Below are 26,921 nucleotides of genomic sequence, written 5' to 3'. Positions count from 1 at the left end.
AACCCACGCTCGTATGCCTACCGACGGCCTAAAAGAGAACGGCCGCACGAAGCGGCCGTTCGAACCACCCCTGCAGGCAGGTTTACATCTTCTTCGCCGCACACATCTTGGCAACGTATTCATCATGCGTCGGCATCACCCCCACGCACTTGGCGATCACCCCGCGCACCCCTTCCAGGTACTCGGCGATGTCCTCCTCGGACTGGGTGTCGACCAGCGGGTGATAGCCCTCGATCGGCATGTTCTGCCCTTCGAACACCTGGATCCAGCCCACTTCCGAGAACAGCTCGTTGTCGACCCGGACCACGCGCCCGTGCGAGCGGTACATGTCCATCTTGTGGCGCAGGGTGTCGGGAATCGCCATGTTGGCGCATTCCGTCCAGTAGGCCGAATCGGTGCGCTGGTTCAGGTGGTAGTGCAGGATGATGAAGTCGCGGATGCGCTCGTACTCGAAGCGCGACTGGCGGTTGTATTCCTCGCGGTCGACGGCGCTCCAGCCGCGGTCCGGGAAGAAGTCGACCAGGCGCTGGATCGCCGACTGGATCAGGTGGATGCTGGTCGACTCGATCGGCTCCAGGAAGCCGCCGGCCAGGCCGATGGCCACCACGTTGCGGTTCCAGGCCTGCTTGCGCATGCCGGTCTCGAATTTGATCAGGCGCGGGTCCGCCAGCGGCTTGCCGTCCAGGTTGGCCAGCAGGGTCGCGGCCGCCTCGTCGTCGCTGATGAAGCGGCTGCAGTAGACATGGCCGTTGCCGGTTCGGTGCTGCAGCGGGATGCGCCACTGCCAGCCCGACTGGTGCGCGGTGGCGCGCGTGTAGGGCGTCATCACCGGCGCCGATTCGCAGGGCACGGCCAGGGCGCGGTCCGCCGGCAGCCAGTGGTTCCAGTGCTCGTAGCCGGTCTCCAGGGTCTGCTCGATCAGCAGGCCGCGGAAGCCCGAGCAGTCGATGAACAGCTCTCCTTCCACGCGGGTGCCGTTCTCCAGCTCCACTGCGTCGATGTGGCCGTCCGGCTCGCGCACCGTGGCGCGCGTGATTCTCCCTTCGATGCGGGTCACGCCGCGCGCCTCGGACAGCTTGCGCAGGTACTTCGCGTACAGGCCGGCGTCGAAGTGGTAGGCGTAGTTGATGTCGCGCAGCGGCGAATTCGGCACGTCGTGGCGCGCCGGCATGAACTTGTTCGCCTTGGCGGCCATGCGCGTGATCGAGTATTCCTCGAGCGGCGCGGCCTTGCCGGCCAGGCGCATCTTTTGCCAGTACTGGTCGAAGGGCACGGTGGCCAGGTCCTGGCCCAGGCGTCCGAAGCCGTGCATGTAGCGCTCGCCCAGCTTGCCCCAGTTAACGAACTCCACGCCCAGCTTGAAGCTGCCCATGGTCTCGCGCATGAACTCGTGCTCGTCGATGCCGACCACGCGGTTGAAGCGCTGGATCATCGGGATGGTCGCCTCGCCCACGCCGACGATGCCGATCTCGTCGGATTCCACCAGGCGGATGTTGTAGCGGCCGTTGAGCATGGTCGACAGCGCCGCCGCGGTCATCCAGCCGGCGGTGCCGCCGCCGACGATGACGATGTCCTTGATTGCTTGGTTCTGCATGTTGTGTCCTGCGGTCTTGGGTAGTCGCGGAATGAAAAACAACCCCTGAAGCGCGAGGCGTCAGGGGTTGCATTGTAGTCCTACTCGAATCGATTAGAACTTGTAGCTTGCGCCGAAGTGGTAGGTACGGCCGTAGTCCACGCGGTTCGACGGGTTGTTCTCGTCGGTGGTGAACTCCAGGAACGGTGCGTTGTTCCAGTTCTGCGCCTGGGCGAACAGGCTCACGCCCTTCAGCCAGCCCTTCTGGAACTCGTACGAAGCCTGCAGGTCGACGATGGTCTCACCCTTGATGAAGGTGAGCTGCGCGTTGTCCTGGAAGTCCGACACCTGGCCCAGGAAGCTCGAACGCTTGCGCGCCGCGGCGGCGATCTGGAAGCCGTTCTTCTCGTAGTACAGGCGCAGGTTGGTCACCTTGCGCGACAGGCCCGGCAGCGGGATGCTGCCCGGATCGCCGTTCACGTTCGGGAAGCCGGCCTCAGGCAGGTTCACGCTGCTCTTGGTGTCCGAGTGGTTGACCATCACGCCGAAGCCGTCCAGGTACGAGGTCAGCATCGAGAACGGAATGTTCGCGGCCAGCTCGAAGCCCTTCAGGTTGCCGCCGTCGCCGTTGAGCGGCTGGGTGAACAGGCCGACGGTCGAACCGGCGAACGGGCCGGTCTGCGGCAGCGGGGTGGTCGGCGTGATGTACGGCGCGTAGTCGAAGACGACCGGCACACGCAGGATGTAGGTGTCGAGCTTCTTGTAGAACAGCGCGGCGCTGATATACCCCTTGTTGCCGAAGTACTTCTCGTACGACAGGTCGAGCGCCTTGGCGCGGAAGGGCTTCAGTTGCGGGTTGCCGCCGCTGCCGGTCAGGAGCGAGACGCCCTGGGTCGCGAGGCCGAAGTTCTGGCCGGCGCGCAGGTCGTCCAGGTTGGCGCGCGAGACCACCTTGGCGGCGCCGAGGCGCAGCACTTGCTCCTTGCCCAGGTCGAAGGACAGGTTCAGGCTAGGCAGCACATCCCAGTAGCTGTCGCCTTCGCTCACGCGCTGGGCCGGGCAGGTCTCGGCGGTGTTGCCGACGCAACGGGCGCGGTCGACCACGTAGCCGCCGCCGGTTTGCCGGGTGTGGATCGCCTGCAGGCCGGCATTGCCGCGGTAGGAAAGGCCGAACAGCTCGCCTTCCAGGTTACCCATGGCGTAGCCGGTGTTGATGCGCTCCTGCACGTCCCAGAACTTGTTGTAGATGTCGGCGTCGACCTTGTTGGCCAGTTCGTAGATCGTGCCCAGCGAACCGCGCGGATCCCAGGAAGCAACCTGGAAGCCCGAGGCGCCGGCGAAGGCGACCTCGCTGCCCGGCATCGCCACGGCCGCGTACGGGCCGTCGCCGCCCTTGATCAGGAGGCGGCCTTCAGGGCCGGTGCGCGATTTGTCGCGCGAAGTGTGGTTGAAGCCGAAGGTGGCGCCGGTCAGCGGGCCCCATTCGAGGTCGCGCTTGGCGGTCAGGCGCATGGCCTTGACCTGGTCTTCGACGTAAGGCTGGGCCAGATAGCCGGCCTGCGGCGAGGTCTCGCCGCCGGACCAGCCCATGACGTCGGTCAGGCGCGCGACGCCGCGGTCGGCGTAGTTCGAGCCCGGCGTGTACTTCACTTCGGTGACGTTGCCGCCGTCGAAGTTCGTGTAGTTCAGGGTGTCCTGCGCGCGGCCGGCGATACCGGCGGTGGTCTCGTAGCGCGAGCTCAGCTTGGTGGCCTTCGACCAGGTCAGGTCGGCGGCGGTGGTCCACTCGCCGATCTTCAGCTCGTTGTTCCAGCCGATGGTCTTGAGGTCGTCTTCCGCGCCCTCGTAGTGGTTACGCACCACGCCTTTCCAGTTGCTGATGGTGCCGCTGGTGGCGACGCCGTTCGACACGGTGGCGCTGCTCAGCACGTGGTTCAGCTCGTAGCGGCCGCCGGCGTTGAAGGCGACGCCGCCCTCGAAGCCGGTCTTCTTCAGGCCGGTCTCGCCGGCCGAGTAGAACAGGTCGACGGTCGACTTGAAGTTCTTGTTGGGACGGAATTGCAGCGAGGCGAAGGCGCCGTCGCGGTTATGCGAGCCCACTTCGGTGTCGTAGCCGAAGCCGCCCGGGGTCCGTACCTGGGTGCCGTTGTAATCCATGGTGGCGGTGCCCCAGGAATTGAACTTCGACTGGCCGCCGCCCATTTCCTCGTAGCGGGTGAAGCCCATCGCGACGCCGATGGTGCGGTTCGCGAACTGGTCGATATAGGACAGGGTGTAGCGGTCGCCATCGCCTTCCGGCAGGCCGTCGCGCTGCTTCACGCCCATGCGGCTCTTCTTGTAGCTGACGGCGACGGTGCGCTTGCCGAAGTCCAGCGGCTGCACGGTGCGCAGGTCGATGGTCGAGGCCAGGCCCTGGCCGATGACGCTCGCGTCCGGGGTCTTGTAGATGACGATGGAACCCATCAGCTCGGCCGGGAACAGGTCGAACTCAGGCGAACGGGCATTGCCGGTCGAGGCCATTTCGCGGCCGTTCAGCAGGGTGCCGTTGAAGCTTGGCGACAGGCCGCGCACCGAGATCTCCGATGCCTTGCCCGAGCTGCGGCCGCGCTGGGCCGACACGCCCGGCAGGCGCGAGATCGATTCGGCGACGCTCTGGTCCGGCAGTTTGCCGATGTCTTCGGCCGAGATGGCTTCGACGATCGAGCTGGAATTCTTCTTGATCGAGATTGCCGCTTCGATACCGCGGCGGATACCGGTCACGGTGACGACGGCGGGAGCGTTGCCGGCGGCGGGGGTGGCGCCCGGCGGGGTCGGCTCGGCGGCGGCCGCTGCCTGCTCGGCCGAAGCCGGCTGGGTGGCGGCGCTCGTGACGGCGTTGGTGGTGGTGTCCTGCGCGCTGGCTTGCGCGTAGGCGCTACCTGCGAACACGGACAGGAAGACTGCGCAGCCGGCAGCGACCGGGCTCAGCTGGAATGCAAGGCGGGCCGGTTCGGCGCGCTTGGTTGCGAAGATATTCATGTGTCCCCTCTAAAAGACGATATGTTTTTTCCCGAAACTACAGCGCGACAGGCAGCGGCGCAGCAGCCCAAGCAAACGGTTTTGAACGTTCTGCCAACGATTCTGTATTAAAACTAGATGCACTGTCAACGGGAGTTGCTTGTCACTACGATATTGGCATGTTTTTTCACTATTCGCCCGAAAATAGGGGTGTGCGCGTTGTATTTGGGCTACAACGACACGTACTGACATCTGTAGTACGACTACAAACGCCCTGTTTAATTGCAATTCATTATGTTTTTGCACTCCCTTGGTGCATGCCCCGGCTGAAATGTTTTACTCGGCTTAAGATAACATTGCTTGTTATCCGCAAACATGTACTTTGACTAGATTTCTTACACGCTCGTGGTTGTGAGACGCCCTGATTTCTATAGTATTCTCGTGGCAACACAACAACGCGCGGCCCTCTGTTCCGCATTCTGGCCTGCTCTGCGGTTGTAGTCTGACTACGGGACAGGGCAAACCGGCGGGATCGGCCCATTCATCATGAGACAGCTCTTCGCCACCCTCCTTCTCGGCGCTTCTTTCGCCGTCCACGCCCAGACGCCCGCCATCGACCGCATGGAGCCGCCGTTCTGGTGGACCGGCATGCAGAACAAGCAACTGCAGCTGATGGTCCACGGCGAGCGCATCGCCGAACTGGAACCCGCCCTCTCCCATCCGGGCGTGCGCATCGCGCAAGTGACCCGGGTGCCGAACAGGAACTACCTGTTCATCGACCTGGTCGTGGGCGAGGACGCCAAGCCCGGCAGCTTCGAGATCCGCTTCAGCGGCGCCGGCCGCACGGCCAGCCACGCCTACCGCCTGCTGGCGCGCGCGCCGGGCTCGGCCAGCCGCGAGGGCTTCGGCAGCAAGGATGCGATCTACCAGGTCATGCCGGACCGCTTCGCCAACGGCGACCCTTCCAACGACAGCCTGCCCGCCATGGCGGACAAGCTGGACCGCAAGAACGGCGGCGGCCGCCATGGCGGCGACATCGCGGGCATGATCCAGCAGCTCGACTACATCGCCGGCCTGGGCTTCACCCAGCTCTGGCCCACGCCCCTGGTCGAGAACGACATGCCGGCCTACTCCTACCACGGCTATGCCGCCACCGACCATTACCGCATCGACCCGCGCTACGGCAGCAACGAGGACTTCGTGCGCCTGTCGCGCGAAGCGAAGGCGCGCGGCATCGGCCTGATCCAGGATGTGGTGCTGTCGCACATCGGCAGCCACCACTGGTGGATGAAGGACCTGCCGACGCCGGACTGGGTCAACTACGGCGGCAAGTTCGTGCCGACCGCCCACCACCGCACCGCGGTGCAGGATCCCTATGCCTCGAAGGAAGACGCCGACAACTTCACGCGCGGCTGGTTCGTCGAGAGCATGCCGGACCTGAACCAGTCGAATCCCCTGGTGGCCAACTACCTCATCCAGAACAACATCTGGTGGATCGAGTATGCGAACCTGGCCGGCCTGCGCATCGACACCTTCGGCTATTCGGACAGCGCCTTCCTCAGCGAATACACCAGGCGCATCATGGCCGAGTATCCGAGGCTGAACCTGGTGGGCGAGGAATGGAGCACCAAGGTGCCGGTGGTGGCGCGCTGGCAGCGCGGCAAGGCCAACTTCGACGGCTATACCGCCTCGACCCCGAGCCTGATGGACTTCCCGCTGGCCGAGGCCATGCGCAACGCCCTGGCCGCCAAGCTTGGCCACAACGTGTTCAACGAAGTCTACGAGACGCTCTCGCTCGACTACCTGTATCCGGAGCCGGGCAACCTGGTCCTGTTCGTCGGCAACCACGACATGGCGCGTCTGTACAGCGTGGTCGGCGAAGACCTGGACAAGTTCAAGATGGAACTGGTGTTCACCATGACCATGCCGCGCATCCCCCAGTTCTATACGGGCGACGAGATCCTCAAGACCAGCGCCACCGGGGAGCGCAACGACGCCAGCTACCGCACCGACTTCCCGGGCGGCTGGAAGGGCGACAGGGTCGACGCCTTCAGTGGGAAAGGCCTCACGCCGCGCCAGCGCGAGGCGCAGGACTTCGTGCGCAAGCTGGTCACCTGGCGCAAGGGCCAGCCGCTGATCCATCACGGCAAGCTGATGCACTATGGCCCGCGCGACAACACCTGGGTCTACTTCCGCTACAGCGACAGCGGCAGCGGCAAGGTGCTGGTGGCCTTCAACAACAACCCGAAGGAGATGGTCCTCGGCGTCGAGCGCTTCCGCGAGATGCTGGGCGGCGTCGCCGCGGGCAGGGATGTCCTGAGCGGCAAGGCCTACGACCTGCGCAGCGAGCTGCGCCTGCCGGCGCGTTCGGCGATCATCCTCGAATTGCAGGTGACCCCATGAAGCGCCATGCGCTTGCATTCGCCGCCCTGCTGGCCTGCGGCGGTGCGGCTGCCCAATCAGCCGCCCAGGCCGACGCTCCCCGCGAACTCTACATCCGCGGCGCCTTCAACGGCTGGGGCACCGACAACGCCCTGGTCCACAAGGGACAAGGCATCTACCAGGCCGACATCCTGGTCAGCCCCGGCAACCACGCCTTCAAGGTCGGCAGCGGCGACTGGAGCGCGGAATGGGTGCTCGATGCCAGCAAGAGCGTGACCGTCGCTCCCGGCACGGCCTATGCGCTGGAGACGCAAGCCGGCCCCGAAGACTACCTGTTCGTGCGCCGGACCGGCACCTACCGCTTCACCGTCGACACCGCCGACGCCAGGGCGCCCAAGCTGCGCGTGGAGCGCCTGGAAACGGCGCAGGCCGGCCCGGCCGCCGACCCGCACGCGGGCCGCGAAGCCCTCGCCTCCCTCAGCTGGCCCACCTGGGACGGCAAGCAGGAAACGGCCCGCTTCTCGACGCCGGACGCCGGCGCCGAACTGCGCCGCTACGCCCACTCCACCAGCATGAGCCTGCGCGACCCGGGCCCGCAATCCAGCGAATACGGCGAGCAGGCCGGCCTGCCGCGCGTGCGCAGCGGGAACCTGGCCTTCGACGCCCTGTTCGCCCTGGCCGGCGCGGAAATGCGCCTGGATTCCGTCAGCCGGATCAAGGACGGCAACTACAACGGCGGCGCCCCGGTTCCCTGCGAATGCTTCGAGACCGGCGAGAAGTGGCATTACGTGTGGACGCGCGACCTGTCCTATGCGGCCGACCTGGGCCTGGCCCTGCTCGACCCTCGGCGCGTGCGCAACTCGCTCGACTTCAAGCTGTCAGGCTGGCGCGCCGGCGTGGCCAAGGCGCCGCAGGTGGCGGGCAGCATCGATGGCCTGCAGATCGTGCAGGACACCGGCAGCGGCGGCAGCTGGCCGGTCAGCACCGACCGCGTCACCTGGGCCTTCGCGGCCGAGGAAGTGCTGCGCACCCTGCCTGCCGCCGAACGCCCCGCCTTTGCCCAGAAGGCCTTCAAGGCGCTGGTCAATACGCTGGAGAACGACCGCATCGCCGCCTTCGACGCGACCAGCGGCCTGTACACCGGCGAACAATCCTTCCTCGACTGGCGCGACCAGAGCTACGCGGCATGGATCCCGGGCGACCTGGCCTCGATGGCAAGCAGCAAAGCCCTGTCGACCAATGTCGGCCACTACCAGGCCTTGCGCCTGGCCGCGCGCCTGGCGCGCGAACACCAGGACACAACGCGCGGCCAGCGCTATAGCGCCTGGGCCGACGCCCTCAAGCGCGCCATCAACGAGCGCCTGTGGCTGGAAGACGCCGGCATGTACAGCAGTCTCACGGCCGCCCATTTCGACGGCGCGCCGATGCACAAGTTCGACTGGCTCGGCCAGGCCCTCGCCATCGTCAGCGGCGTGGCCGACGAGGCTAGAGCGCAGTCGATCCTGGCGCGCTATCCGCACGGCCCGATGGGCGCACCCGTGATCTGGCCCCAGCAGCAGGGCATGCCGGTCTACCACAACCGCGCGCTGTGGCCTTTCGTGACGGCCTATGGCCTGCGCGCGGCAGTCCAGGGCGGCAATGCGCTGGTGGCCGACGCCGCCTACGACTCCCTGATGCGCGGCGCGGCCCTGAACATGTCGAACATGGAGAACCTGGAATGGCTCTCCGGCCAGCCGCTGCTGCTGGACGAGAAGAACCCCTCCCTGATCGGACCGGTCATCAACTCCAGGCGCCAGCTGTGGTCGGTGGGCGCCTACCTGGGCATGGTGGTGCAGAACGTGTTCGGCGTCGCCGCCACCGACGACGGCCTCAGGCTCCAGCCTTTCGTCACTGCCAAGCTGCGCCGCGAGATGTTCAGCGCCTCGAACGAGATCAGCCTGCACGACCTGCGCCTGCATGGCCGCCGCTTCGACGTGCGCCTGCGGCTGCCGGTCGCCAGCCGCGAGGACGGCTATTACGAGGTCGAGCGCGTCCTCGTCAACGGCAAGCCGGCCGCCGCGACCCTGCGCCTGGCCGAGCTCCAGGACAGCAACCAGGTCGAAATCGTGCTGGGCAAGCTGCTGCCGAGCCGGGGCGGCATGCGCCGCGTGAATGCCGATCCCTATCTGGAATCCAGCGCCACCTTCGCGCCCCGCGATCCCGCCATCACGGCGCTGCACGCCGCCAAGGGCCGCGCCACGCTGCGTTTCGACGGCGGCGGCAGCGGCGACGTGCGCTACAACGTCTACCGCGACGGCAAGCTGGTGGCGAACGACCTGCCCGCCGGCGGCTGGACCGACCGCGCCGCCTCCGCCACGGCCTGTTATGCGGTCGAGGCGCGTTTCGCTGACTCTGGCAATGTCAGCCACCATAGCCAGCCGCGCTGCGTCGATCCTGGCATCGAGATCACCGTGCCGGACCCGCGCATCGTGTCGAACCTGAAGGCGAGCCCGCCGAACGCGCGTTTCGCCGCGCCGCACCTGGCCGACTGGGGCCGGCCGGGCGACCGTTTCGCCGTCGAACGCATCCGGGTGACGCAGCCGGGCCGCTACCAGGTGCAGCTGCGCTATCACAACGCCGCCAACCAGGTGAACCTGGGCATCAGCGGCGGTGTGAAATGGCTGGTCTTGAAGGATGCGCGCGGCAAGCTGGTGGCCCAGGGCGTGATCCAGCTGCCGCATGCGCCGCTGGCCAAGGCGAACACCCCGGCGGTGTATTCGACGCCGCTGGCGGCGACCCTGGCAGCCGGCAGCTACCGCGCCGAGCTGAGCGACTTCTACAACATGAGCTACCTGGAGAGCAACAGCAGCTTCAGCGCCGCCGGCGGCACGCAAGGGCCGTCGAACCGCTTCGACATCCACGGGCTGCGCCTGACCAGGGTGAAATAAACCCGGGTCAGAGGGCTTCCGCCTCGCCTTCGACGGGACGGGCCGCCACGCGCGACCGTCCCGGCACCAGCAGGGCCAGCTGGCCCTCGACCGCGCGGAATTCCAGCGGCATCGGCATCTTGGCCACTTCGCCGTCGGTCGCCACCTTCAGGCGCTTGCGCCCGTACAAGCGCGGCGTGCGCACCGTCATGCGCTTGAAGGCAAAGGCGGTCACGTCGCCGCTGCCGAGCTTGCCGAACAGGCCACGGATGAGCAGGGTCAGCAGACCCAGCTTGCCCATCGGCTTGGGCGCCAGGGCCACCAGCTCGCCCTCCTCCACTGCCTCGGTCAAGCCCTCCATGCCCACCTGCTCGAGCTGCAGGCGGTTGTTGCCGACGAACAGGGTCGTGGTGCGCAAGCGCTTGACCTGGCCTTCGAGTTCGAGTTCGATACGCAGGTGGCGGTAGGGGCGCAGCGCCGTCTTGATCGCCGAGAAGAAGGCGACCACCCGGCTGCGGCCATACTGGCGCTTGTCGTGCTCGCGTTCCTCGAGCAGCCTGGGATACAGGCCGACGCTGGCGTTGACCAGGAAGATGCGGTTATTCACCATGCCGATCTGCACCGGCTCGATGCGCGCGCGCAGCATGGCATACACCGCTTCGGCCAGGTCTTCGGGAATTCCATGGGTGCGGCCGAAATAGTTGAAGGTGCCTTGCGGCAGTACGCCGAAAGGACAGCCGGCCAGCACGGCCTCGTGCGCCACCGTGTTGATGGTGCCGTCGCCGCCCGCCGCCACCAGGATCCCGCCGTCCGCCCTGGCGCGCGCCGCCATGCCGCGGGCGATGTCTTGCAGGCGCTCGGGTTGTTCGACTACTTCGATGTGGCAGCTGCGCCCCGCGCCGCGGATCACCTCGTCGATCGTCGAACGACGCAGCTCGGTTTCGGAATGGCCCGAACCGGCGTTGAGAACGATGAAGAAAGGCGCGTTGGAAGCGGGCTCGGCGATTGGCATCGGATGATCGGATTCTGCGGTGGTTGGCAACGCTGCCATCCTAGCATTGCCGCTCGCCGGCTGGCGCAGCCGCTCTGCGCGGCCTTGGCGCAAGCCCTCAGCGATCCAGGGCAGCCAGGTCCGCCAGGTAGACGTTGACCGGCGGCTCGCTCGGGGCCAGGCTGGCCTGGCGCTCGAAACGCAGGCCGAGCTTGAGCAGCAGTCCGATGGACGCCGCATTGGCCGGGGTGGTGATGGCGACCAGGCGCCGGATGCCGAGCAAGCGCGCATGCTTCACCACGCCATGTCCCGCCTCCAGCGCATAGCCCAGGCCGCGGTAGCGCGGCAGGAAGGCGTAGCCGATGTCGACGTCGTCCAGGCTGTCGCGCTTGATCAGGCCGCTGAGCCCGACCGGCGCCCCATCCTCCAGCCGCTCGACCAGGTACAGCGAATGGCCGCGCAGCGCGTGCATCGCCAGCGGTCCCTCGCGCAGGGCGCGCCGCGCGTCCTCGAGGGTGCGCAGGCCGCGGTCGCCGATGTGTTCGATGAAGGCCGGGTCGTTGACCAGTTCCAGGTAGAAATCGGCGTCTTCTTCCCGCACGGTGCGCAGGCGCAGGCGTTCGGTGCGCAGGATCTCCATCATTCGTCCGCCGTCGGCCAGTGCTCCGGGTCTTGCAGCAGCTGGTACATCACGTAGGCGTCCACATAGCCCAGGCGCTTGTGGCGGTAGGCCTTGGGCAGGGTGCCGACGATCGAAAAGCCGAGGCGTTTCCAGAGCTGGATGGCGGCGGTGTTGGTGCTCACCACATGGTTGAACTGCATCGCCAGGAAGCCCTGGCGGCGCGCTTCGTCGATGCTGTGCTGGCCCAGCATGCGGCCCACGCCCACGCCTTGCGCAGAGGGGCTCACCATGAAGGAGGCGTTGGCCACGTGGTGGCCGCGTCCCGCCTGGTTCGGCACCAGGCGGTACATGCCCAGCAGGCGGGTATTGTTGAGGGAGGCCACGTAGCTGCGCACGCCCGGCCCGAGCCAGTATTGGTGGCCGGCTTCGCGCGATGTGGCGGTCGTAAATGTATAGGTTTCACCTTGGGCGACGTGGGCGCAGAAGATGCTCCACATCGCCTCGAAGTCGGCTTCCTGGGCGGGACGGATCTGGATGTCTTTCACGGTGGTCGGGGAAGGTTGGCAATTGCTAAAGCCGCCTATTCTGCCCCAAACCGCCGGGATTTTCACCTATCGTGCGCAGATCGTGATTCCAGGCGGAAATCGACAGCGCTTGGCCGTTCAGGCAAGATCAGGCGCGCACGCGCCAGCGGCCCCTCGGCCACCACCCGGCCGCGGCGCAGCACCAGGCGCCGCACGGCGCGCAGCCGGATCGCTTCCACCGCCGAGCCCGCATCGAGCACGACCAGGTCGGCATGGCAGCCCGGCCGCAAGCCATAGCCCTCCAGGCCGAGTATGCGCGCGGGGGTCTCGGTCACCGCCTGGTAGCACTGGCGCATGGCCTCCAGCCCCGTCATCTGGGCCACGTGCAGGCCCATGTGGGCCACCTCCAGCATGTCGCCCGAGCCCATGCCGTACCAGGGATCGAGCACGCAATCGTGACCAAAGGCAACGTCGACCCCGGCCGCCAGGAGTTCCGGCACCCGCGTCATCCCCCTTCTTTTGGGATAGGTGTCGTGGCGCCCCTGCAAGGTGATGTTGATGAGCGGATTGGCGATCGCCGCCACCCCGCTTTCCGCGATCAGGGGCAGCAGCTTGCTCACGTAGTAGTTGTCCATCGAGTGCATCGAGGTCAGGTGCGAGCCCGCCACCCTGCCCTGCAGGCCCAGGCGCTGGGTCTCATAGGCCAGGGTTTCGATATGGCGCGACAGCGGATCGTCGCTCTCGTCGCAATGCATGTCCACCCGCAGGCCCTGCTCGGCCGCGAATTCGCACAGCAGGCGCACCGACTCGGCCCCTTGCGCCATGGTGCGCTCGAAGTGCGGAATGCCGCCCACCACGTCCACGCCCATGGCGATGGCGCGGCGCAGGTTGTCGAAGGCGCCTGGACTGCGCAGGATGCCGTCCTGGGGAAAGGCCACCAGCTGCAGGTCGAGGTAGGGCGCCACCCGGCGCCGCACCTCGAGCAGGGCTTCCACCGCCAGCAGGCGGTCGTCGCAGATGTCGACGTGGGTGCGGATCGCCAGCAGGCCGCGCGCCACCGCCCAGTCGCAATAGCGCATCGCGCGTTCGACCAGGGCGTCCTGGGTCAGCTGCGGCTTGAGTTCGCCCCACAGCGCGATCCCTTCGAGCAGGGTGCCGCTGCGGTTCACACGCGGCAGGCCGTAGCTGAGCACCGCGTCCATGTGGAAGTGGGCGTCGACGAAGGGCGGGCTGACCAAGTCGCCTTCGGCGTCGATCTCCTGTGCGCCGCGGGCGGCAAGCCCTTCCTCGAGGACGGCGATGCGGCCGGCGTCGATGCCGATGTCGATGCCGGTCCTGCCGTCCGGCAAAGTAGCGTTGCGAATCACGAGATCCATGCGCACTCCTTCTCTTGGGATAGCCTTCTCTTGGGATAGCCGATTGTAGCGATTTTGCAGCAGCGCCGAGCTTAAACTCATGCACACGGATAATTAATGCTGCTACGCAATATTACCCAGACCAAATCGTTTGCGATTGTGCGTTGCAACACCGGCAAATCGTGGATACACTAGATATATTGCAGTGCGCCATAATTTGACCGACAAGGAAATCACATGACTTCACTTCCCGAGCAATTGACCGCAGCACGCACCGCCCAGCTGGAGGCGCAATTCTCCCTGTTCCGTACCGTCACCGCGCAGGCGCTCGACAACGCCAGCCGGGTGCTCGCCCTGAACATCTCCACGTCGCGCGACTCGGTCGAGCGCTCCTCCCAAGCCGTGCGCGAACTGTTCAGCGCCAGCAGCCCGCAGGACATCCTGGCCCTGCGCAGCCACGCGGAGGAACAGTTCCGCAGCCTGTTCGCCTATGGCCGCGAACTGTTCAGCATCGCCAGCGGCGCGCAGATTCCACCAGGCTTCCTGGTGCGTTCGTCGCCGGCCCCAGCCGCGCTGCCGGCGGCGCAGGCCTTGCCGGCCGCCGCTGCCGTCCCCGCAAGCACCGCGACGGTCGAGCAGCCCGTGGCCGAAGCCGCCGTCGAACAGGTAAAAGTCGAAAGCGAACAGCTGGCCGCCTACGTCCAGGAACACGTCGAATCGAAGGAACCGGCCGTGGTGGCCGAGCCCATCGCCACGGTCGCCGAGCCGGCCCCGGTGGCCGCGCCGAACCCGATCGCCAAGGCCGCCGGCAAGGGTGCGCCGAAAGCCGCCGTGGCGCCGCATCCGCTGTCGGCGCCGGTCCCCGAGACCGACACCGCGGCGCTGCCGAAGATCGAACCGGCACAGGCGCAGGGCAACAAGCGCAGGAAGTAAGCGAGGCAAGAAGCGGCGCTGCGCCGGATTTGCAAACCTACTACACTAGCGGGCTTCGGCCCGCTTTTGTTTTTCGGGCAGCACCCAAGGAATTTCAATGAGTCTGGCAAGGCTGATCGGCGACTTCGTGCGCCGGCACTGGCAATCCTATGCCTCGTCGGCGGTGATGCTGGCAGGCGTAGCCCTCTGCACGGTCCTCATTCCACGCAAGGTCGGCGCCCTGATCGACGGCCTGGCCGCGCACAGCCTGGACCAGCGCGCGCTGCTGGTCGGGCTGGCGCAGCTGCTCGGCCTGGGCGTGGCGATCTACGTCCTGCGCGTGGGCTGGCGCATCCGCCTGTATTCGGCCGCCTACAAGCTGGGCGTCGAGCTGCGCACCCGCCTGTACGCGCGACTGTCGAACCAGGGCCCGGCCTTCTACCAGCGCCAGCGCACCGGCGACCTGATGGCCCTGGCCACCAACGACATCGACGCCATCGAGATGGCGGCCGGCGAAGCGATGCTGGCCGGCTTCGACGGCACCCTGACCCTGGTGATGGTGCTGGGGATCATGACCCTGGGCGTGGACTGGCGCCTGGCCACCATCGCCCTGCTGCCCTTCCCGCTGATGGCGCTGGCCTTCTGGCGCATCTCGAGCCACATCCACACCGCCGAAGGCGACGCCCTCAAGCGCTTCTCCGCGCTCAACGACCACGTGCAGGAATCGCTATCCGGGGTGCGCACCCTGCGCGCCCTCGGCCTCGAACAGCGCAGCGCGCTGCAGTTCGCCGAACTGGCCGGACACGCCTCGCGCGCCAGCCTGGACGCCAAGAAGTGGGAAGCGGCCTACGAACCGGCCGTCGGCCTGACCCTGACCGCGGCCACCGGCCTGACCCTGGGCCTGGGCGGCTACCTGGTGTGGAACAGCGAGCTCACGGTGGGCGACCTCACCAGCTTCTCGATGTACCTGGGCCAGCTGATCTGGCCGATGTTCGCGGCCGGCTGGGTGCTGTCGCTGGTCGAGCGCGGCCGCGCCGGCCTGGCGCGCCTGCAGCCCCTGCTCGACGCCCCGCTCACCGTCGAGGACAAGGGCACGCTGGAAGCGGTCGGCAAGGGCCCCCTGAAGCTGGAGGACGTGATCTTTGCCTACCCCGAGCAGGAAAAGCCGGCGCTGGACCATGTGTCGGTGAGCTTGCAGCCGGGCCAGACCCTGGGCCTGGTGGGCCCGACCGGCTCCGGCAAGTCGACCCTGCTGCGCGTGCTGCTGCGCCAGGCCACGCCGCAAGCGGGCCGGGTCACCTGGGCCGGCCAGCCCCTGGAAGCCTATCGTTTGAATGCGCTGCGCGCGGCGACCAGCTGGGTGCCGCAGGAATCCTTCCTGTTCTCGGCCTCGATTGCCGAGAACATCGCGCTGGCCCGGCCCGGCGCCTCGCGCGCCGAGATCGAACACGCCGCGAAGATGGCCGCGATCCACGACGACATCCTGCGCTTCCCGCACGGCTACGACACGCCGGTCGGCGAAAAGGGCATCACCCTCTCGGGCGGGCAGCGCCAGCGGGTGGCGATCGCGCGCTCGCTGCTGGCCGACAGCGCCCTGCTGCTGCTCGACGACGCCCTGTCGGCGGTGGACACCGGCACCGAGACCCGCATCCTCGAACACCTGGAAGAGCTGCGCCAGGCCCGTCCCGAACGCGCCGCGATCATCGCCAGCCACCGCCTGTCGGCCGTGGCCGGGGCCGACCGCATCATCGTCCTGCGCGACGGCCGCATCGTCGAAGCCGGGACCCACGACGAACTATTGATGCTCGACGGCTGGTATGCCAGCCAGTGGCGCTACCAGCAACTGGAGGCCAGCCTTGAAGCCAGCTGACATGCCCGCGGCCGACATGCGCATCCAGGCCAAGCGGGCGCTCGGCCTGCTGCGCCGCGCCGCCGACCCCGAACGCCGCCACGTCCACTGGGCGGTGCTGTGGCTGACCCTGGCCGCCCTGCTCGAAGTGGTCGGCCCTATTATGGGCAAGGCCCTGATCGACGACCACCTGCTGCCGCGCGCCCTCGACTGGCCGCGCATGGCCCTGCTGCTGGGCGGGCTGGTGGTGACCGGCTGGCTGTCGTCCTGGATCCGCTACCTGCAGCTGGTGCGCCTGTCCGGCGTGGCGATGCGCTCGGTGCAGCGCCTGCGCGAGTGGGTCTACGGTCACGTGCTGCGCCTGCCCATGGCCTTTTTCGACCGCGCCATCACCGGCCAGCTGGTGAGCCGCGTGACCAACGACACCGAGGCCGTCAAGACCCTCTACATCCAGGTGCTGTTCGTGATCCTCGACAGCAGCATCGTCCTGGTCGGCACCATGATCGCCATGGCCTGGCTGGACTGGCGCCTGATGCTGATCGTGCTGGCCCTGGTGCCGGCGGTGCTGGGCATCGTCTGGCTCTACCAGCGCCTGTCGGCGCCGGCGGTGACCAAGGCGCGCGCCCTGCGCAGCGACATCAACGGCCAGATGGCCGAATCGATCGGCGGCATGAGCGTCCTGCAAGCCAGCAATGCGGAACTACGCTTCGGCGAGCGCTTCCTGCACACCAACCGCTCGCACTACACGGCGCGCCTGGCCGAGCTGCGCGCCAACGCCCTGCTGCTGCGCCCCGCGCTCGACCTGCTCAACGTGGTGCTGCTGGCGGTGGTCATCTACGGTTTCGGCCAGCGCCAGATGGGCGCGGTGGAAGTGGGCGTGCTGTACGCCTTCATCAGCTACATCGCGCGCGTGGTCGAGCCGCTGATCCAGATCACCATGCAGTTCAGCGGGCTGCAGCAGGCGGTGGTGGCCACCTCGCGCGTGGCCGCCCTGCTGGACGAAGAAGGCGCGCCGGAGCACGCGTCCGGGCGCAGCGGCACCGGGGCCGCGGCCGACCCGCATGCGCCGGCGGTGCGGGTGCGCCACCTGGGCTTCGCCTACGTACCGGGCCAGCCGGTGCTGCACGACCTCTCGCTCGACATCCCGCAAGGCGCCTTCTTCGGCATCGTCGGCCATACCGGCAGCGGCAAGTCGACCCTGCTCTCGCTTCTGCTGCGCTACTACACCGCGGACCAGGGCAGCATCGAGATCGGCGGCCTGCCGCTGGCGTCCATCGGCAACGAGCGCTTCCGCAACGAGGTCGGCCTGGTGCCGCAAGACCCCTTCATCCTGGCGGCCAGCGCGCGCGAGAACATCGACATGGGACGCGGCCTGCCGCTGGAGCGCATCGAGGCCGCCGCGCGCGCGGCGCACGCCCACGGCTTCATCGCGGCCCTGGAACAGGGCTACGAGACCCAGCTTGGCGAAGGCGGCTCGCGCCTGTCCTCGGGCCAGAAGCAGCTGGTGGCGATCGCCCGCGCCCTGGCCGGCGAGCCGCGCATCCTGCTGCTGGACGAAGCGACCTCGCGCATCGACAGCGCCACCGAGCAGATCGTCCAGGAGGCGCTGGAGGAATTGCGCGGACAGGTGACCATCATCGCCATCGCGCACCGGCTGTCGACCATCCGCGACGCCGACCGCATCATCGTGCTGAACCACGGGCGGATCGCGGAAGCCGGCCTGCACGAGGAGCTGATGCGCATCGAGGGCGGGCTGTACCAGCGCCTCTACCTGCTGCAGCAAATCGCGGCGCAGTGAGGCTGGGCACGCCGCGGGCCTTGTACATGTGACAAACCGCGTATTTCCAGCGCCCGGGATTCGCTATGCTGTCGTCATGAACACGACATCTCAATGGTGGATCCGCCTGGCGGCGGCGATCTCGATCCTGGGGGTAGCCATCCACCTGGCCACGATCGCGGGCGGGCCGGCATGGTACGCATTCTTCGGCGCACCGCCGCAGGTCGTCGCCTCCGCCCGCGCCGGCACCTGGCTTGCGCCGGCCGGGACGGCGGCGATCGCCGCCCTGATGGGCGTGTGCGCCGCCTACGCCTGCTCGGCCCTCGGCCTGCTGCGCCGCCTGCCCCTGCTGCGGCCGGTCCTGGCCGGGATCGCCGCGGTCTGCCTGCTGCGGGCGCTGGTGCTGGTGCCGCTGGCGGTCAACCACCCCGAACTGCGCACCAGCTTCGAAGTGAGCGCCTCGATTGTCTGGGGCCTGGCCGGCATCGGCTTCGCGGCCGCCTTCCTCGCCACCGGGAAGCGGCGCTTCCACCGGCACGAAAGGTCCGCGTGATGGGCATCGCCTTGTCGTGGGTAAGCGTGAAGGGCCTGGCGCCGGACGAGATCCTGTCCCGGCTGGAACTGGCGCAGACGGACGAGGAGCGCAGCTATCCCTTCGAGGGCATCGTCGCCCACCCCTTGCCGCACCAGGCCTTCCTGGTGGCGGCACGCGGCAGCGGCCACCGCATCCTCGGCGCCGACAGCATGGCCAGGCTCTCGGGCGGCTGCCAGGCGGTGTCTTGCGACATCGAGGAACACATCGGCTATGCGGCCTGCGCATTGTGGCGCGATGGCCGCCAGGTCTGGGCCGTGACCTACGACAGCGAGGACGACCCCGAGAACGTCGCCTACAAGGGCGAGGTCCCGCCGCGCCTGCACGAATTGCTGGCCACGGTCGAAGCGATGGACAGCGAGCATTTCGAGGGCCATTTTCACATGGACATCCCGCTGATGCTCGCCAAGGAATACGGCGGCTTCCGGCACGACGACGACGACGCGATGTTCGACGCCATCCCCTTCGCGGCGCTGAAGGACTTGCGCGGCAAGACCAGCTGGTGGAAGGCGCTCTGGCGCTGACGCCCCGCAGCTAGCGCCCAAACGGGGACCTCTCCCCCAATCGGCGTTTTGCGGTCCGGCCGCGCGGCAATTACACTATCGGGCGATCCACGACCGTCCCTTGATGACCCTGCGCCATGCACACACCGAGCCACCTGTTCTTCCTCCCCGGCGCGCTGGGCAATGGCGCATTCTGGCGTCCGGCCGCCGGTCTGCTGGCCTGCCCCGCCGCGCAGGTGCATGTGGCCTGGCCCGGCTTCGGCGGCGCCGCGCCGCAGCCCGGCATCCGCGGCCTGGACGACCTGGCCACCCGGCTGCTCGCCGAGGTCGACCGGCCGAGCGCGCTGGTGGCCCAGTCGATGGGCGGCGTGGTCGCGCTGCTGGCCGCGCTGCGGCAGCCCGAACGCTTCACCCACCTGGTGCTGTCCGCGACCTCGGGCGGCATGCCGCCTTCCAGTTTCGGCGCGCAGGACTGGCGTCCCGCGATCCGCACCGCCCACCCGGACCTGCCGGACTGGTTCACCAGCTACCAGGAGGACCTCACGCCCAGGCTGGCCGCGCTGCGCATCCCGACCCTGCTGCTGTGGGGAGATGCGGACCCCATCAGTCCCGTCGCCGCCGGCCGGCGCCTGGCCTCGCTGCTGCCGCGCGCCAGCCTGGAAGTGATTCCCGGCGGCGGCCACGATCTCGGCTGCGCCTTCGCAGGCGTGGTGGCGCCGCTCATCGACCGCCACCTGGCGGCGCGTCCATGAGCCGCACCGGACGCCTGTTCCAGCTGATGGACGCGCTGCGCGGCAACCGCCGCCCGGTGACCGCCAGCACGCTGGCCGAGCGGCTCGGCGTTTCCGAGCGCACCATCTACCGCGACATCCAGGCCCTGGCCCAGCTGGGCGCGCCGATCGACGGCTCGGCCGGCGTCGGCTACATGCTGCGCACCGGCTTCTTCCTGCCGCCGCTGATGTTCGACAAGGACGAACTGGAGGCGCTGGTGCTGGGCGCGCGCTGGGTGCGCCACCAGGGCGACGCCGCGCTCAGCACGGCCGCCGAGCGGGCCCTGGCCAAGATCGCCACCGCCACGCCGCGCGACCTGCGCGACCACATGGCCGAGACCAGCCTGTGGGTGCCGGTCGATCCCGCCGAAGCCTTGCCGGACCTGTTCATGCAGCCGGCGCGGGAAGCGATCCGCAGCCAGTGCAAGCTGCACATCGCCTACCGCGACGAACAGCACAAGCCCTCGGAGCGCCTGGTCTGGCCGTTCGCGCTGGCCTTCTTCCAGGGACGCCGTGTACTGGCCGCGTGGTGCGAGCTGCGCGGCGCCATCCGCCACTTCCGCGTCGACCGCATCGTGCAGGCCGAATCGAGCGCCGAACGCTATCCGACCCCGCGCCACGAACTGCTGCGCCAATGGCGCGAGGAATGCGGCGTTCCCGATCTCGCCTGAGCGGAACTAGCCCGGCTTACTGAAGCCGAAGCAGCCCGCCGGCGCGGCGGTCCCGCCCACAAGCAGCGCGCCGTGGCGGTACAGTTCCCAGCGCCGCGCCTGCGGCACCGCTGCCACCACCACCCCCATCGTGCGGTCGCTCCACACCAGCCGGCCGTCGACCGCGTCGAGCGCGGCGAAGACGTCGAGCGGGCTCGCGCCGGGCCGGAACACGACCGTGGCGGTCTGCTCGTTGAGGGCGGGCGGCAGCGCGGCCCAGGCGCCCGCCCCGCCGGTCGCCACGCCCAGCAGCAGCATGGCGGCGCCCGAACCGCGCAGCGCGGGCCCGCCCCGGCGCATCAGCTTCCAGCCGGCCAGCAGCGGCGGCAGGCCGAAGGCGGCCAGCCAGGCCAGGTCCCACAGCAAGGGGGCGTCGCTGTCGATCCGGATGCGGTGGATGCCAAGCACCCAGTGCGAGAGCACGGCGTCGAGCGCATGCCACACGCCGAAGCCGACCAGCACCGCGCCCACCAGCGGCCAGCCCCAGGCCACGCCGGCGCCCCGGCGCGCGCGCCACAGGCCCCACAGGGCGGCCAGCGCGACCGCATACATCAGCAGGTGGAAGTAGCCGTCCCACAGCACCTGGGTGCGCAAGTCATCGATCCCGCGCACCAGGCTGAGCAAATGATGCCACTGCAGGATCTGGTGCAGCAGGATGCCGTCGAAGAAGCCGCCGAGCGCGAAGCCCAGCGCGGCCGCCCATCTTGCCCAACTCGATGTCCACATCGCATTCCCTCCTCCGCCATGCGCGAAGGAGGAGTATAGGACGCGGCGTGCGGCGGCGACGCCGCCTTGCGCAAGGGAAGCCTGCTCTCCTTCAGCGGCGCCGGCTCCAGGCGTAGCCCGCCGCCAGCGCGGCCAGCCCGGCCGCGAGCATGGTCGCCGCCGACTGCGCCGTGGCCGCGCCGGTGAAGCCGACCACGTCCAGCATGGGCTGGTGGGGTGCGTTCACCGCCACGTACAGGCCGAACAGGAACAGGCCCATGAACAGGCGCGGCGTGCGGCTCAGCTGGCCCAGCAGCGCGGCGAAGGCGGCCAGCGCCACCACGCCACCTAGCACGGCCGCGGCGCGTTCCGGCGAGTCCGCCAGCCAGCGCAAGGCCGGAATGCCCATGAACATCCAGCCCAGCAAGGTCGACGCCAGGAACTGGCGCAGGAAACGGCGCCGTGCGCCGCCCGGCACGGCGGCGCCCAGGTCGTCGCAGCCGGCGCTGAAGTCGCGCGTGCCGGTGTCGCTGACGAACACGCCCCAGAACGCGGCGCAGGCCAGCACCAGGCCGGGCAGGCTTGCGGCCGGCAGCACCACGCCCGCCACCAGGGCCGCTCCCAGCGCCGCGATCGCGGCCGGCGCCGTGGCCAGCGCCAGCGCGACGTCGGCCAGGGCCTGTCCCGCCGTGCCGGGCAGGCGCGCGGCCAGGCCGAACAGCGGCTGGACCAGGCGCGACAGCGGACGCAGCCAGGCATTCACGATGGCCAGCGGCGTGCGCCGCTCGCGCGCCTTGCCGGCCTTGACGCGGTCCGGCGAGAAACGGTGGAACAGCGGCAGCGCCGGCAGCAGCGGCAGCATGGCAGCCAGGGCCGACAAGGCGCGGCTGCGCACCAGGCCGTCGTACCACAGCCATTGCGGGAACGCGCGCACCGGCAGCGCCGGATCGTAAGGCATGCTGCCGATCGCCATCGCGCTGGTGTCCGCATACTGCGACAAGGCGGCGATGGCGTGACCCATGCCCATGAAGTCGAAGGCCATGGCCAGCGGCAGCACCTGCGCGGCGGCCTTGCCCTCCTCGATCATCTGCGGACCGGTTGCGATCGTGGCGACCCAGATGAAGAAGTACAGCAGGTCGCCCGCCTTGCCCATCAGCGGCGCCCAGCTGTCGAACAGCAGCGCGCAGCTGGCGGCGAACAGCACCATGGGGCCCAGCACCAGCACATAGGTCTGCAGGTAGACCGCGAGCTGGATCGGGCCGTCGCCGCGCAGCAGGTGGCAGGCCAGGACGGTGAGCATGAAGGCGAACACCAGGAGGCCGAGATAGGCGACGCCGCCCAGCCAGCGCCCCGCCAGCAGGGCCGCGTTGCCGGCCGGGGTGGCGCCGATCACGCCGCCGATCCCGCTGCGCAGGTCTTCGGCGCTGCGCCCGCGCACGAGATAGAAGCCGGCCAGGCCGAACAGCACGCCGGCCAGGGTGGCGCTGCCCATCGCCAGCGCCGAACTGGTGTACAGCACGCGGGCGCCGTCCAGCGCGATCAGGACCTTGCCGCCGGCGGGATCCTCGATCATGGCCCAGCTCACCGCCACGACGGCCAGCAGCGCCGCCAGGGTCGACAGGCGGCGCAGGCGCAGCCGCACTTCGACCGCGGCGAGGGTGTAGATCAGGCGCCCGTTCATGCCGCCTCCGCCTGGACCTCGCTGTGCACGGCGTAGCGCTGCGCCATCAGCGCCTCCTCCAGGCTCGGCTCGGCCGCATGCGCGCCGGCGCAGGGCAGCTCGGGGTGGGCGATGCGCAGCGCCACCCGCTCGCCCTGGCGCTGGGCCTGCAACACGTGGACGCGCCCGCGCAGGGCCTCGTAATCAAGGGCGGCGACGCTGGCGCTCCAGACCTGGCCGCGGGCGCGCGCCAGGATCGCGTCCGGGGTCTCGTGCGCGACCAGGCGGCCGGAACGCATGATCGCCAGCTCGCCGGCGATGCTCTCGACGTCCGAGACGATGTGGGTGGACATGATCACCAGCTTGCCGAAGCCGAGCTCCCCCAGCAGGTTGCGAAAGCGCAGGCGCTCCTCGGGATCGAGGCCGGCGGTGGGCTCGTCGACCACCAGGATGTCGGGGTCGTTCAGCAGCGCCTGGGCGATCCCGAGCCGGCGCCGCATGCCGCCCGAGAACGAGGCCGCCGGACGGTGCGCCTGGTCGTGCAGGTTGACCAGTTCGAGCAGGTGGCGGATGCGCGCGCCGTCGCGCACGCCCTTGAGCGCCGCGAAATACTGCATGAATTCGAGGGCGCTCAGGTTCGGGTAGACGCCGAAGTCCTGCGGCAGGTAGCCCAGGGTGCGGCGGATGGCGTCCGGCGTGCGCGCGATGTCGGCGCCCTTCCACAGGACTTGGCCGCTGCTCGGGCGGGTCAGGGTGGCGATCATCTGCATCAGGGTGGTCTTACCCGCGCCGTTATGGCCGATCAGGCCGACCACGCCCCTTTCCAGCCGCAGGCTCACCCCGTCCACCGCCTTCACGCCCTTGCCGAAGGTCTTTGCTACCGCGCGCAATTCCAGCATGTCCGCCTCACTGTTTATTAGATGAAAACACTGTAAATTAAGCAACCCTGCCCCGCCCGGGCTTTGTGATGGACGGTCGAAAAGGCGGTCCGGGCTGCGCCGGCGCCCGGCTGCGCGTCGCGGGCGTCATGCATGTGTCATTTTTGTGACAATTCATGAGAAATCGGAATTACTCCTCTGCAACAGGCCTATAATGTTTTGAACGAAACTCGTCGGAATCCTCCCGGCGCCACGAGACCCGATCCATGTTCGCTGCACTGCACCGCGCGCTCGCGCGTCCCCGAAGCCTCGCGCTTGCCGTGGCGCTGTGCGCCGCGTCGGCATTCGCCGGCGCCGCCGATGGCGCGACGCTCGGCGAGCGCCTGGCCGACATTCGTGAAGTCAACCGCTTCGTCCCCGAACGCGCGCTGCCGATGCTGCAGGCGATCGAGGCCGAGGGCCGCGCCGCGCCGCTGGCCGAGCGTGCCGAATTCCTGAACCAGCTTGCTTCCGCCCAGTACGTCCTGGGCCACAACGAGGCCGCGCTGGCCACCACCAACGAGCTGATCGCGCTCGGCCGCGCACAGAAGGACAGCGTGGCCCTGGCCAAGGGCCTGCTGCGCATGGGGTATATCGAGTCGGGCGAGCACCGCCTGGCCGAATCGCACCGCCTGATCCGCGAAGCGGAACAGCTGGCGGCGACCACCAAGGACTTCGACCTGCGCCTGCGCACCATCATCTCCTCGGGCGAGACCTATGCCGAGGAAGGCAACCTGCCGACCGCGCTCGACCGCCTGCAGACCGCGGCGGCGCTGGCGCGCCAGGGAGGCGACCCGGTGCAGGTCGTGATGGCGCTGAATTCGCTGGCCAGCCTGTACGGCATGCTGCGCGATCCGGAAGCGGGCCTGAAGGTGCTGGAAGAAGCCACCACGGCGGCGCTGAAGACGAATTCCCCGGGCCGCATGGCCACGCTCAAGGATACCGAATACGGCCTGGCGATCGAGGCCCGCCAGTACCAGCGCGCGCTCAAGGCGCTGCAGGAGGCGATCGCGCTCGAACGCAAGATCGGCGCCCACTCGATGGTCGCCTATTCGCTGGTCAACCTGTCGGACTGCTACCTGAAGCTGCACGACTACCGCAACGCGGCCAACTACGCCGAGCAGACCATCGAGGCGGCGCGCAAGCTGAACGACCGCGGCCTGGAGATCACGGCGCGCCTGAACCTGGGCCAGGCCTACATGGCCCTGGGCCGCCTGCTCGAGGGCAAGCGCCACATCGAGGCCGGCCTGGCAGGCTACGAAGACCTGGGCGACAAGCCGGAGCTGCAGGTCGTGCTGGTCGAATACGGCGCGGCGCTGGAACGTGCCGGCGACCTGGCGGGCGCGCTGAAGGCCTACCACCGCGAGCGCAAGATCTCGAACGAGCTGTTCGAGAAGCGGCGCCAGCAGGCCGTGATCGACCTGCAGGAAAAATACGAGGCCGACAAGAAGCAGCGCCAGATCGAGCTGCTGCGCAGCGAAAACCAGACCAAGTCGGCCGAGCTCGACAACCGCCGCCTGCAGCAGCGCGTCTGGTGGCTGCTGGCCGTGGTGTTCGCGCTGGCCTCGGCCGTGGTCGGCCTGCTGTACCGCAAGGTACGGCACGCGAACGCGGCCCTGCACGAGAAGAACCGCGAACTCAAGCAGCAAAGCGTGCGCGATCCGCTGACCGCCCTGTACAACCGCCGCCACTTCCTGGACTTCATGCGCAGCCTGCCGGGCAGCCTGGGCGACGAGCAGACCGGCGCCCTGTTCCTGCTCGACGTCGACCACTTCAAGCACATCAACGACACCCATGGCCACGCGGCCGGTGACGCCGTGCTCACCGCGATCGCGGCCGGCCTGCGCGAGATCCTGCGCGAGACCGACATGATCGTGCGCTGGGGCGGCGAGGAATTCCTGGCCTACCTGCCGACGATCCCGCGCGGCGGCCTGGACGAGGTGGCGCAACGGATCCTGAATGGCATCGCTTCGATCCGCGTTCCCTACGGCGACAGCGCGCTGGCGGTGAACGTCTCGATCGGCTACGCGCCCTACCCGATCGCGGTCGGCGGCCAGGTGCTGCCGTGGGAGCGGGCGGTAAACCTGGTCGACATGGCGCTATACCTGGCCAAGTCGCATGGCCGCAACCGCGCCTACGGCGTGCGCGGTTTCGCCGATCCGGACAAGGCCTGCATCGACGAGATCGAACAGAACCTCGAACGCGCCTGGCGCGCCGGGCAGGTCGATTTGTCGGTGGTGCTGGGGGAATGGAAGGAATTGCGGATCGCCAGCGCGTGATGCGCCTGCGACGTAGGTCGGCGGCATAGCCGGCTGCGCGCCCCGGCCAACCCTACGCAGCCTATTTGCTGTCCTGCAGCTTCTCGCCCGCCTTCTCGACCTTCTTGCCGATCTGGTCCTTCGCCCGGTCCAGCCCGCGGCTGGCGTCGCGCGTCGCGTCCTCGACCTTCTCGCGCGCTTCCTCGGCGGCGCGGTCGGCTTTCTCCAGTTCGTCCTGCACCGTGTCCGACACCCGCGCGCCGGCCTCGTCCAGCGCCTTGCCGGCCTTTTGCGCCGGCCCGATGTCGTCGTCGCGGCCGCAGCCGGCCAGCGCGGCCGATACGAGCAGCGCCAGCAGCGTGCCCACCATGGTCCTGTTCATCTTCTTCTCCTCGCACAAAATACCTGAACGCCAGCATACACCGGGCGCCGGCTCAGCGCCCGCCGCGCGCCGGGTCGGCCAGCGGATGCTCGCGCTTGCCCTCGTCGATGCGCCGCTTCAGCGCGCGGGTCTGCTCGTCCTCGCCCCAGCGCCGCGTGAAGGCGGCCAGCCGCGTGCGCGCCTTGTCAAAGGACGAGGCCTTCAGCAGTTTCTCGATCGCGCCGCGCGCCTCGAACCAGTCCTCGCGCCGCTGCTCGGCGCGCGTGCAGGCCGCCGCGGCGGTGTTCAGCCCCTTTTGCACCTGGGCTAGCTGCTCGGCCGTCGCACGCGTCTCGCGCAGTGCGATCAGCTCGTCCTGGGCTTCGCGCGCCTTGCATTCCTTGGCCAGCGCCACCGCCTTGTCCATGCGGCGCTCGATCAGAGCCTTGGACGGCTTGGCGACCATCCAGGCCAGCCACAGCACGCCCAGGGCGAGCGCCCACCAGCGTAGGCGTACCGGCCGGCGTCCCGGCGGCCGGCGTCCCGGCGGCCGCTGC

Annotated in this window: 21 protein-coding genes; 10 read left to right on the top strand and 11 right to left on the bottom strand. The window is 68.5% G+C overall.

Features of this window, described 5'->3' with window-relative positions; all coding sequences use genetic code 11:
- Positions 1–82: 82 nt before the first annotated feature.
- A complete protein-coding gene (locus tag V7778_RS23020; RefSeq protein ID WP_335559616.1) occupies positions 83–1,594 on the bottom strand; it encodes a tryptophan halogenase family protein in 1,512 nt (503 codons plus the stop codon).
- Between the two features lie 93 nt (positions 1,595–1,687).
- The gene (locus V7778_RS23015; RefSeq protein ID WP_335559614.1) at positions 1,688–4,591 is read right to left on the bottom strand and encodes a TonB-dependent receptor; all 2,904 of its coding nucleotides are present in this window, start codon (positions 4,589–4,591) and stop codon (positions 1,688–1,690) included.
- Between the two features lie 525 nt (positions 4,592–5,116).
- Here V7778_RS23015 and V7778_RS23010 point away from each other — a divergent pair.
- Together V7778_RS23010 and V7778_RS23005 are read left to right on the top strand one after the other, a co-directional pair.
- A complete protein-coding gene (locus V7778_RS23010; protein ID WP_335559612.1) occupies positions 5,117–6,973 on the top strand; it encodes a glycoside hydrolase family 13 protein in 1,857 nt (618 codons plus the stop codon).
- The gene (locus tag V7778_RS23005; RefSeq protein WP_335559610.1) at positions 6,970–9,879 is read left to right on the top strand and encodes an MGH1-like glycoside hydrolase domain-containing protein; all 2,910 of its coding nucleotides are present in this window, start codon (positions 6,970–6,972) and stop codon (positions 9,877–9,879) included. Before V7778_RS23010 ends, V7778_RS23005 begins: the two co-directional genes overlap by 4 nt.
- A gap of 7 nt (positions 9,880–9,886) precedes the next feature.
- Here V7778_RS23005 and V7778_RS23000 read toward each other — a convergent pair whose 3' ends face one another.
- From V7778_RS23000 to V7778_RS22985, 4 genes are all read right to left on the bottom strand, one after another.
- Positions 9,887–10,870 carry a diacylglycerol/lipid kinase family protein gene (locus tag V7778_RS23000; protein ID WP_335559608.1) on the bottom strand — a complete coding sequence of 328 codons (984 nt, stop codon included), beginning with the start codon at positions 10,868–10,870 and terminating at the stop codon, positions 9,887–9,889.
- 97 nt (positions 10,871–10,967) lie between these two features.
- Positions 10,968–11,492, bottom strand: coding sequence for a GNAT family N-acetyltransferase (locus V7778_RS22995; RefSeq protein WP_335559607.1), 525 nt, complete (start codon positions 11,490–11,492; stop codon positions 10,968–10,970).
- Positions 11,489–12,016 carry a GNAT family N-acetyltransferase gene (locus V7778_RS22990; protein WP_335559605.1) on the bottom strand — a complete coding sequence of 176 codons (528 nt, stop codon included), beginning with the start codon at positions 12,014–12,016 and terminating at the stop codon, positions 11,489–11,491. Before V7778_RS22990 ends, V7778_RS22995 begins: the two co-directional genes overlap by 4 nt.
- A gap of 62 nt (positions 12,017–12,078) precedes the next feature.
- Entirely contained in the window at positions 12,079–13,371 is a 1,293-nt protein-coding gene (locus tag V7778_RS22985; protein WP_335559603.1) for an amidohydrolase family protein, read from the bottom strand.
- A gap of 216 nt (positions 13,372–13,587) precedes the next feature.
- Between V7778_RS22985 and phaP the strand changes: the two genes are divergently transcribed.
- The 7 genes from phaP (at position 13,588) to V7778_RS22950 (ending at position 20,424) form a co-directional block, all read left to right on the top strand.
- Positions 13,588–14,283 carry a phasin family protein gene (gene phaP / locus V7778_RS22980; protein WP_335559602.1) on the top strand — a complete coding sequence of 232 codons (696 nt, stop codon included), beginning with the start codon at positions 13,588–13,590 and terminating at the stop codon, positions 14,281–14,283.
- Positions 14,284–14,380: 97 nt separating this feature from the next.
- Complete coding sequence (locus V7778_RS22975) at positions 14,381–16,132, top strand: ABC transporter ATP-binding protein (protein ID WP_335559600.1); 1,752 nt, start codon at positions 14,381–14,383, stop codon at positions 16,130–16,132.
- Between the two features lies 1 nt (position 16,133).
- Complete coding sequence (locus V7778_RS22970; protein ID WP_335559618.1) at positions 16,134–17,909, top strand: ABC transporter ATP-binding protein; 1,776 nt, start codon at positions 16,134–16,136, stop codon at positions 17,907–17,909.
- A gap of 76 nt (positions 17,910–17,985) precedes the next feature.
- Positions 17,986–18,441 carry a hypothetical protein gene (locus V7778_RS22965; protein ID WP_335559598.1) on the top strand — a complete coding sequence of 152 codons (456 nt, stop codon included), beginning with the start codon at positions 17,986–17,988 and terminating at the stop codon, positions 18,439–18,441.
- Positions 18,438–19,004, top strand: a complete 567-nt coding sequence (locus tag V7778_RS22960; RefSeq protein WP_335559597.1) for a hypothetical protein — start codon at positions 18,438–18,440, stop codon at positions 19,002–19,004. Before V7778_RS22965 ends, V7778_RS22960 begins: the two co-directional genes overlap by 4 nt.
- 116 nt (positions 19,005–19,120) lie before the next feature.
- Entirely contained in the window at positions 19,121–19,735 is a 615-nt protein-coding gene (locus tag V7778_RS22955) for an alpha/beta fold hydrolase (protein WP_335559595.1), read from the top strand.
- Positions 19,732–20,424: a helix-turn-helix transcriptional regulator gene (locus V7778_RS22950; RefSeq protein WP_335559593.1), complete on the top strand. Its 693-nt coding sequence runs from the start codon at positions 19,732–19,734 to the stop codon at positions 20,422–20,424. The genes V7778_RS22955 and V7778_RS22950 overlap by 4 nt, the downstream gene beginning before the upstream one ends.
- Before the next feature lie 6 nt (positions 20,425–20,430).
- On the opposite strand, the gene V7778_RS22945 is transcribed toward V7778_RS22950, so the two are convergent.
- From V7778_RS22945 to V7778_RS22935, 3 genes are all read right to left on the bottom strand, one after another.
- On the bottom strand, positions 20,431–21,189 hold the full coding sequence (locus V7778_RS22945) for a DUF2243 domain-containing protein (RefSeq protein WP_335559592.1): 759 nt from the start codon (positions 21,187–21,189) through the stop codon (positions 20,431–20,433).
- Between the two features lie 91 nt (positions 21,190–21,280).
- Positions 21,281–22,849 (bottom strand): hypothetical protein, encoded by a 1,569-nt coding sequence (locus V7778_RS22940; RefSeq protein ID WP_335559589.1) that lies wholly within the window; start codon positions 22,847–22,849, stop codon positions 21,281–21,283.
- On the bottom strand, positions 22,846–23,727 hold the full coding sequence (locus V7778_RS22935; protein ID WP_335559587.1) for an ABC transporter ATP-binding protein: 882 nt from the start codon (positions 23,725–23,727) through the stop codon (positions 22,846–22,848). The genes V7778_RS22940 and V7778_RS22935 overlap by 4 nt, the downstream gene beginning before the upstream one ends.
- Before the next feature lie 245 nt (positions 23,728–23,972).
- Here V7778_RS22935 and V7778_RS22930 point away from each other — a divergent pair, with 245 nt between their 5' ends.
- On the top strand, positions 23,973–26,024 hold the full coding sequence (locus tag V7778_RS22930) for a tetratricopeptide repeat-containing diguanylate cyclase (protein ID WP_335559585.1): 2,052 nt from the start codon (positions 23,973–23,975) through the stop codon (positions 26,022–26,024).
- Positions 26,025–26,085: 61 nt separating this feature from the next.
- Here the strand turns inward: V7778_RS22930 and V7778_RS22925 are convergent, their stop codons facing one another.
- Positions 26,086–26,385: a hypothetical protein gene (locus V7778_RS22925; RefSeq protein ID WP_335559583.1), complete on the bottom strand. Its 300-nt coding sequence runs from the start codon at positions 26,383–26,385 to the stop codon at positions 26,086–26,088.
- A 52-nt stretch (positions 26,386–26,437) separates the two neighbouring features.
- On the bottom strand, positions 26,438–26,921 hold a 484-nt coding region (locus tag V7778_RS22920), incomplete at its 5' end, for a hypothetical protein (RefSeq protein WP_335559581.1).

Source organism: Massilia sp. DD77, from assembly GCF_036961685.1.
Classification (GTDB): Bacteria; Pseudomonadota; Gammaproteobacteria; order Burkholderiales; family Burkholderiaceae_D; genus Telluria.
The sequence above is the reverse complement of the archived record's forward strand: the minus strand, read 5'-3'. Positions and strand labels throughout refer to the sequence as shown.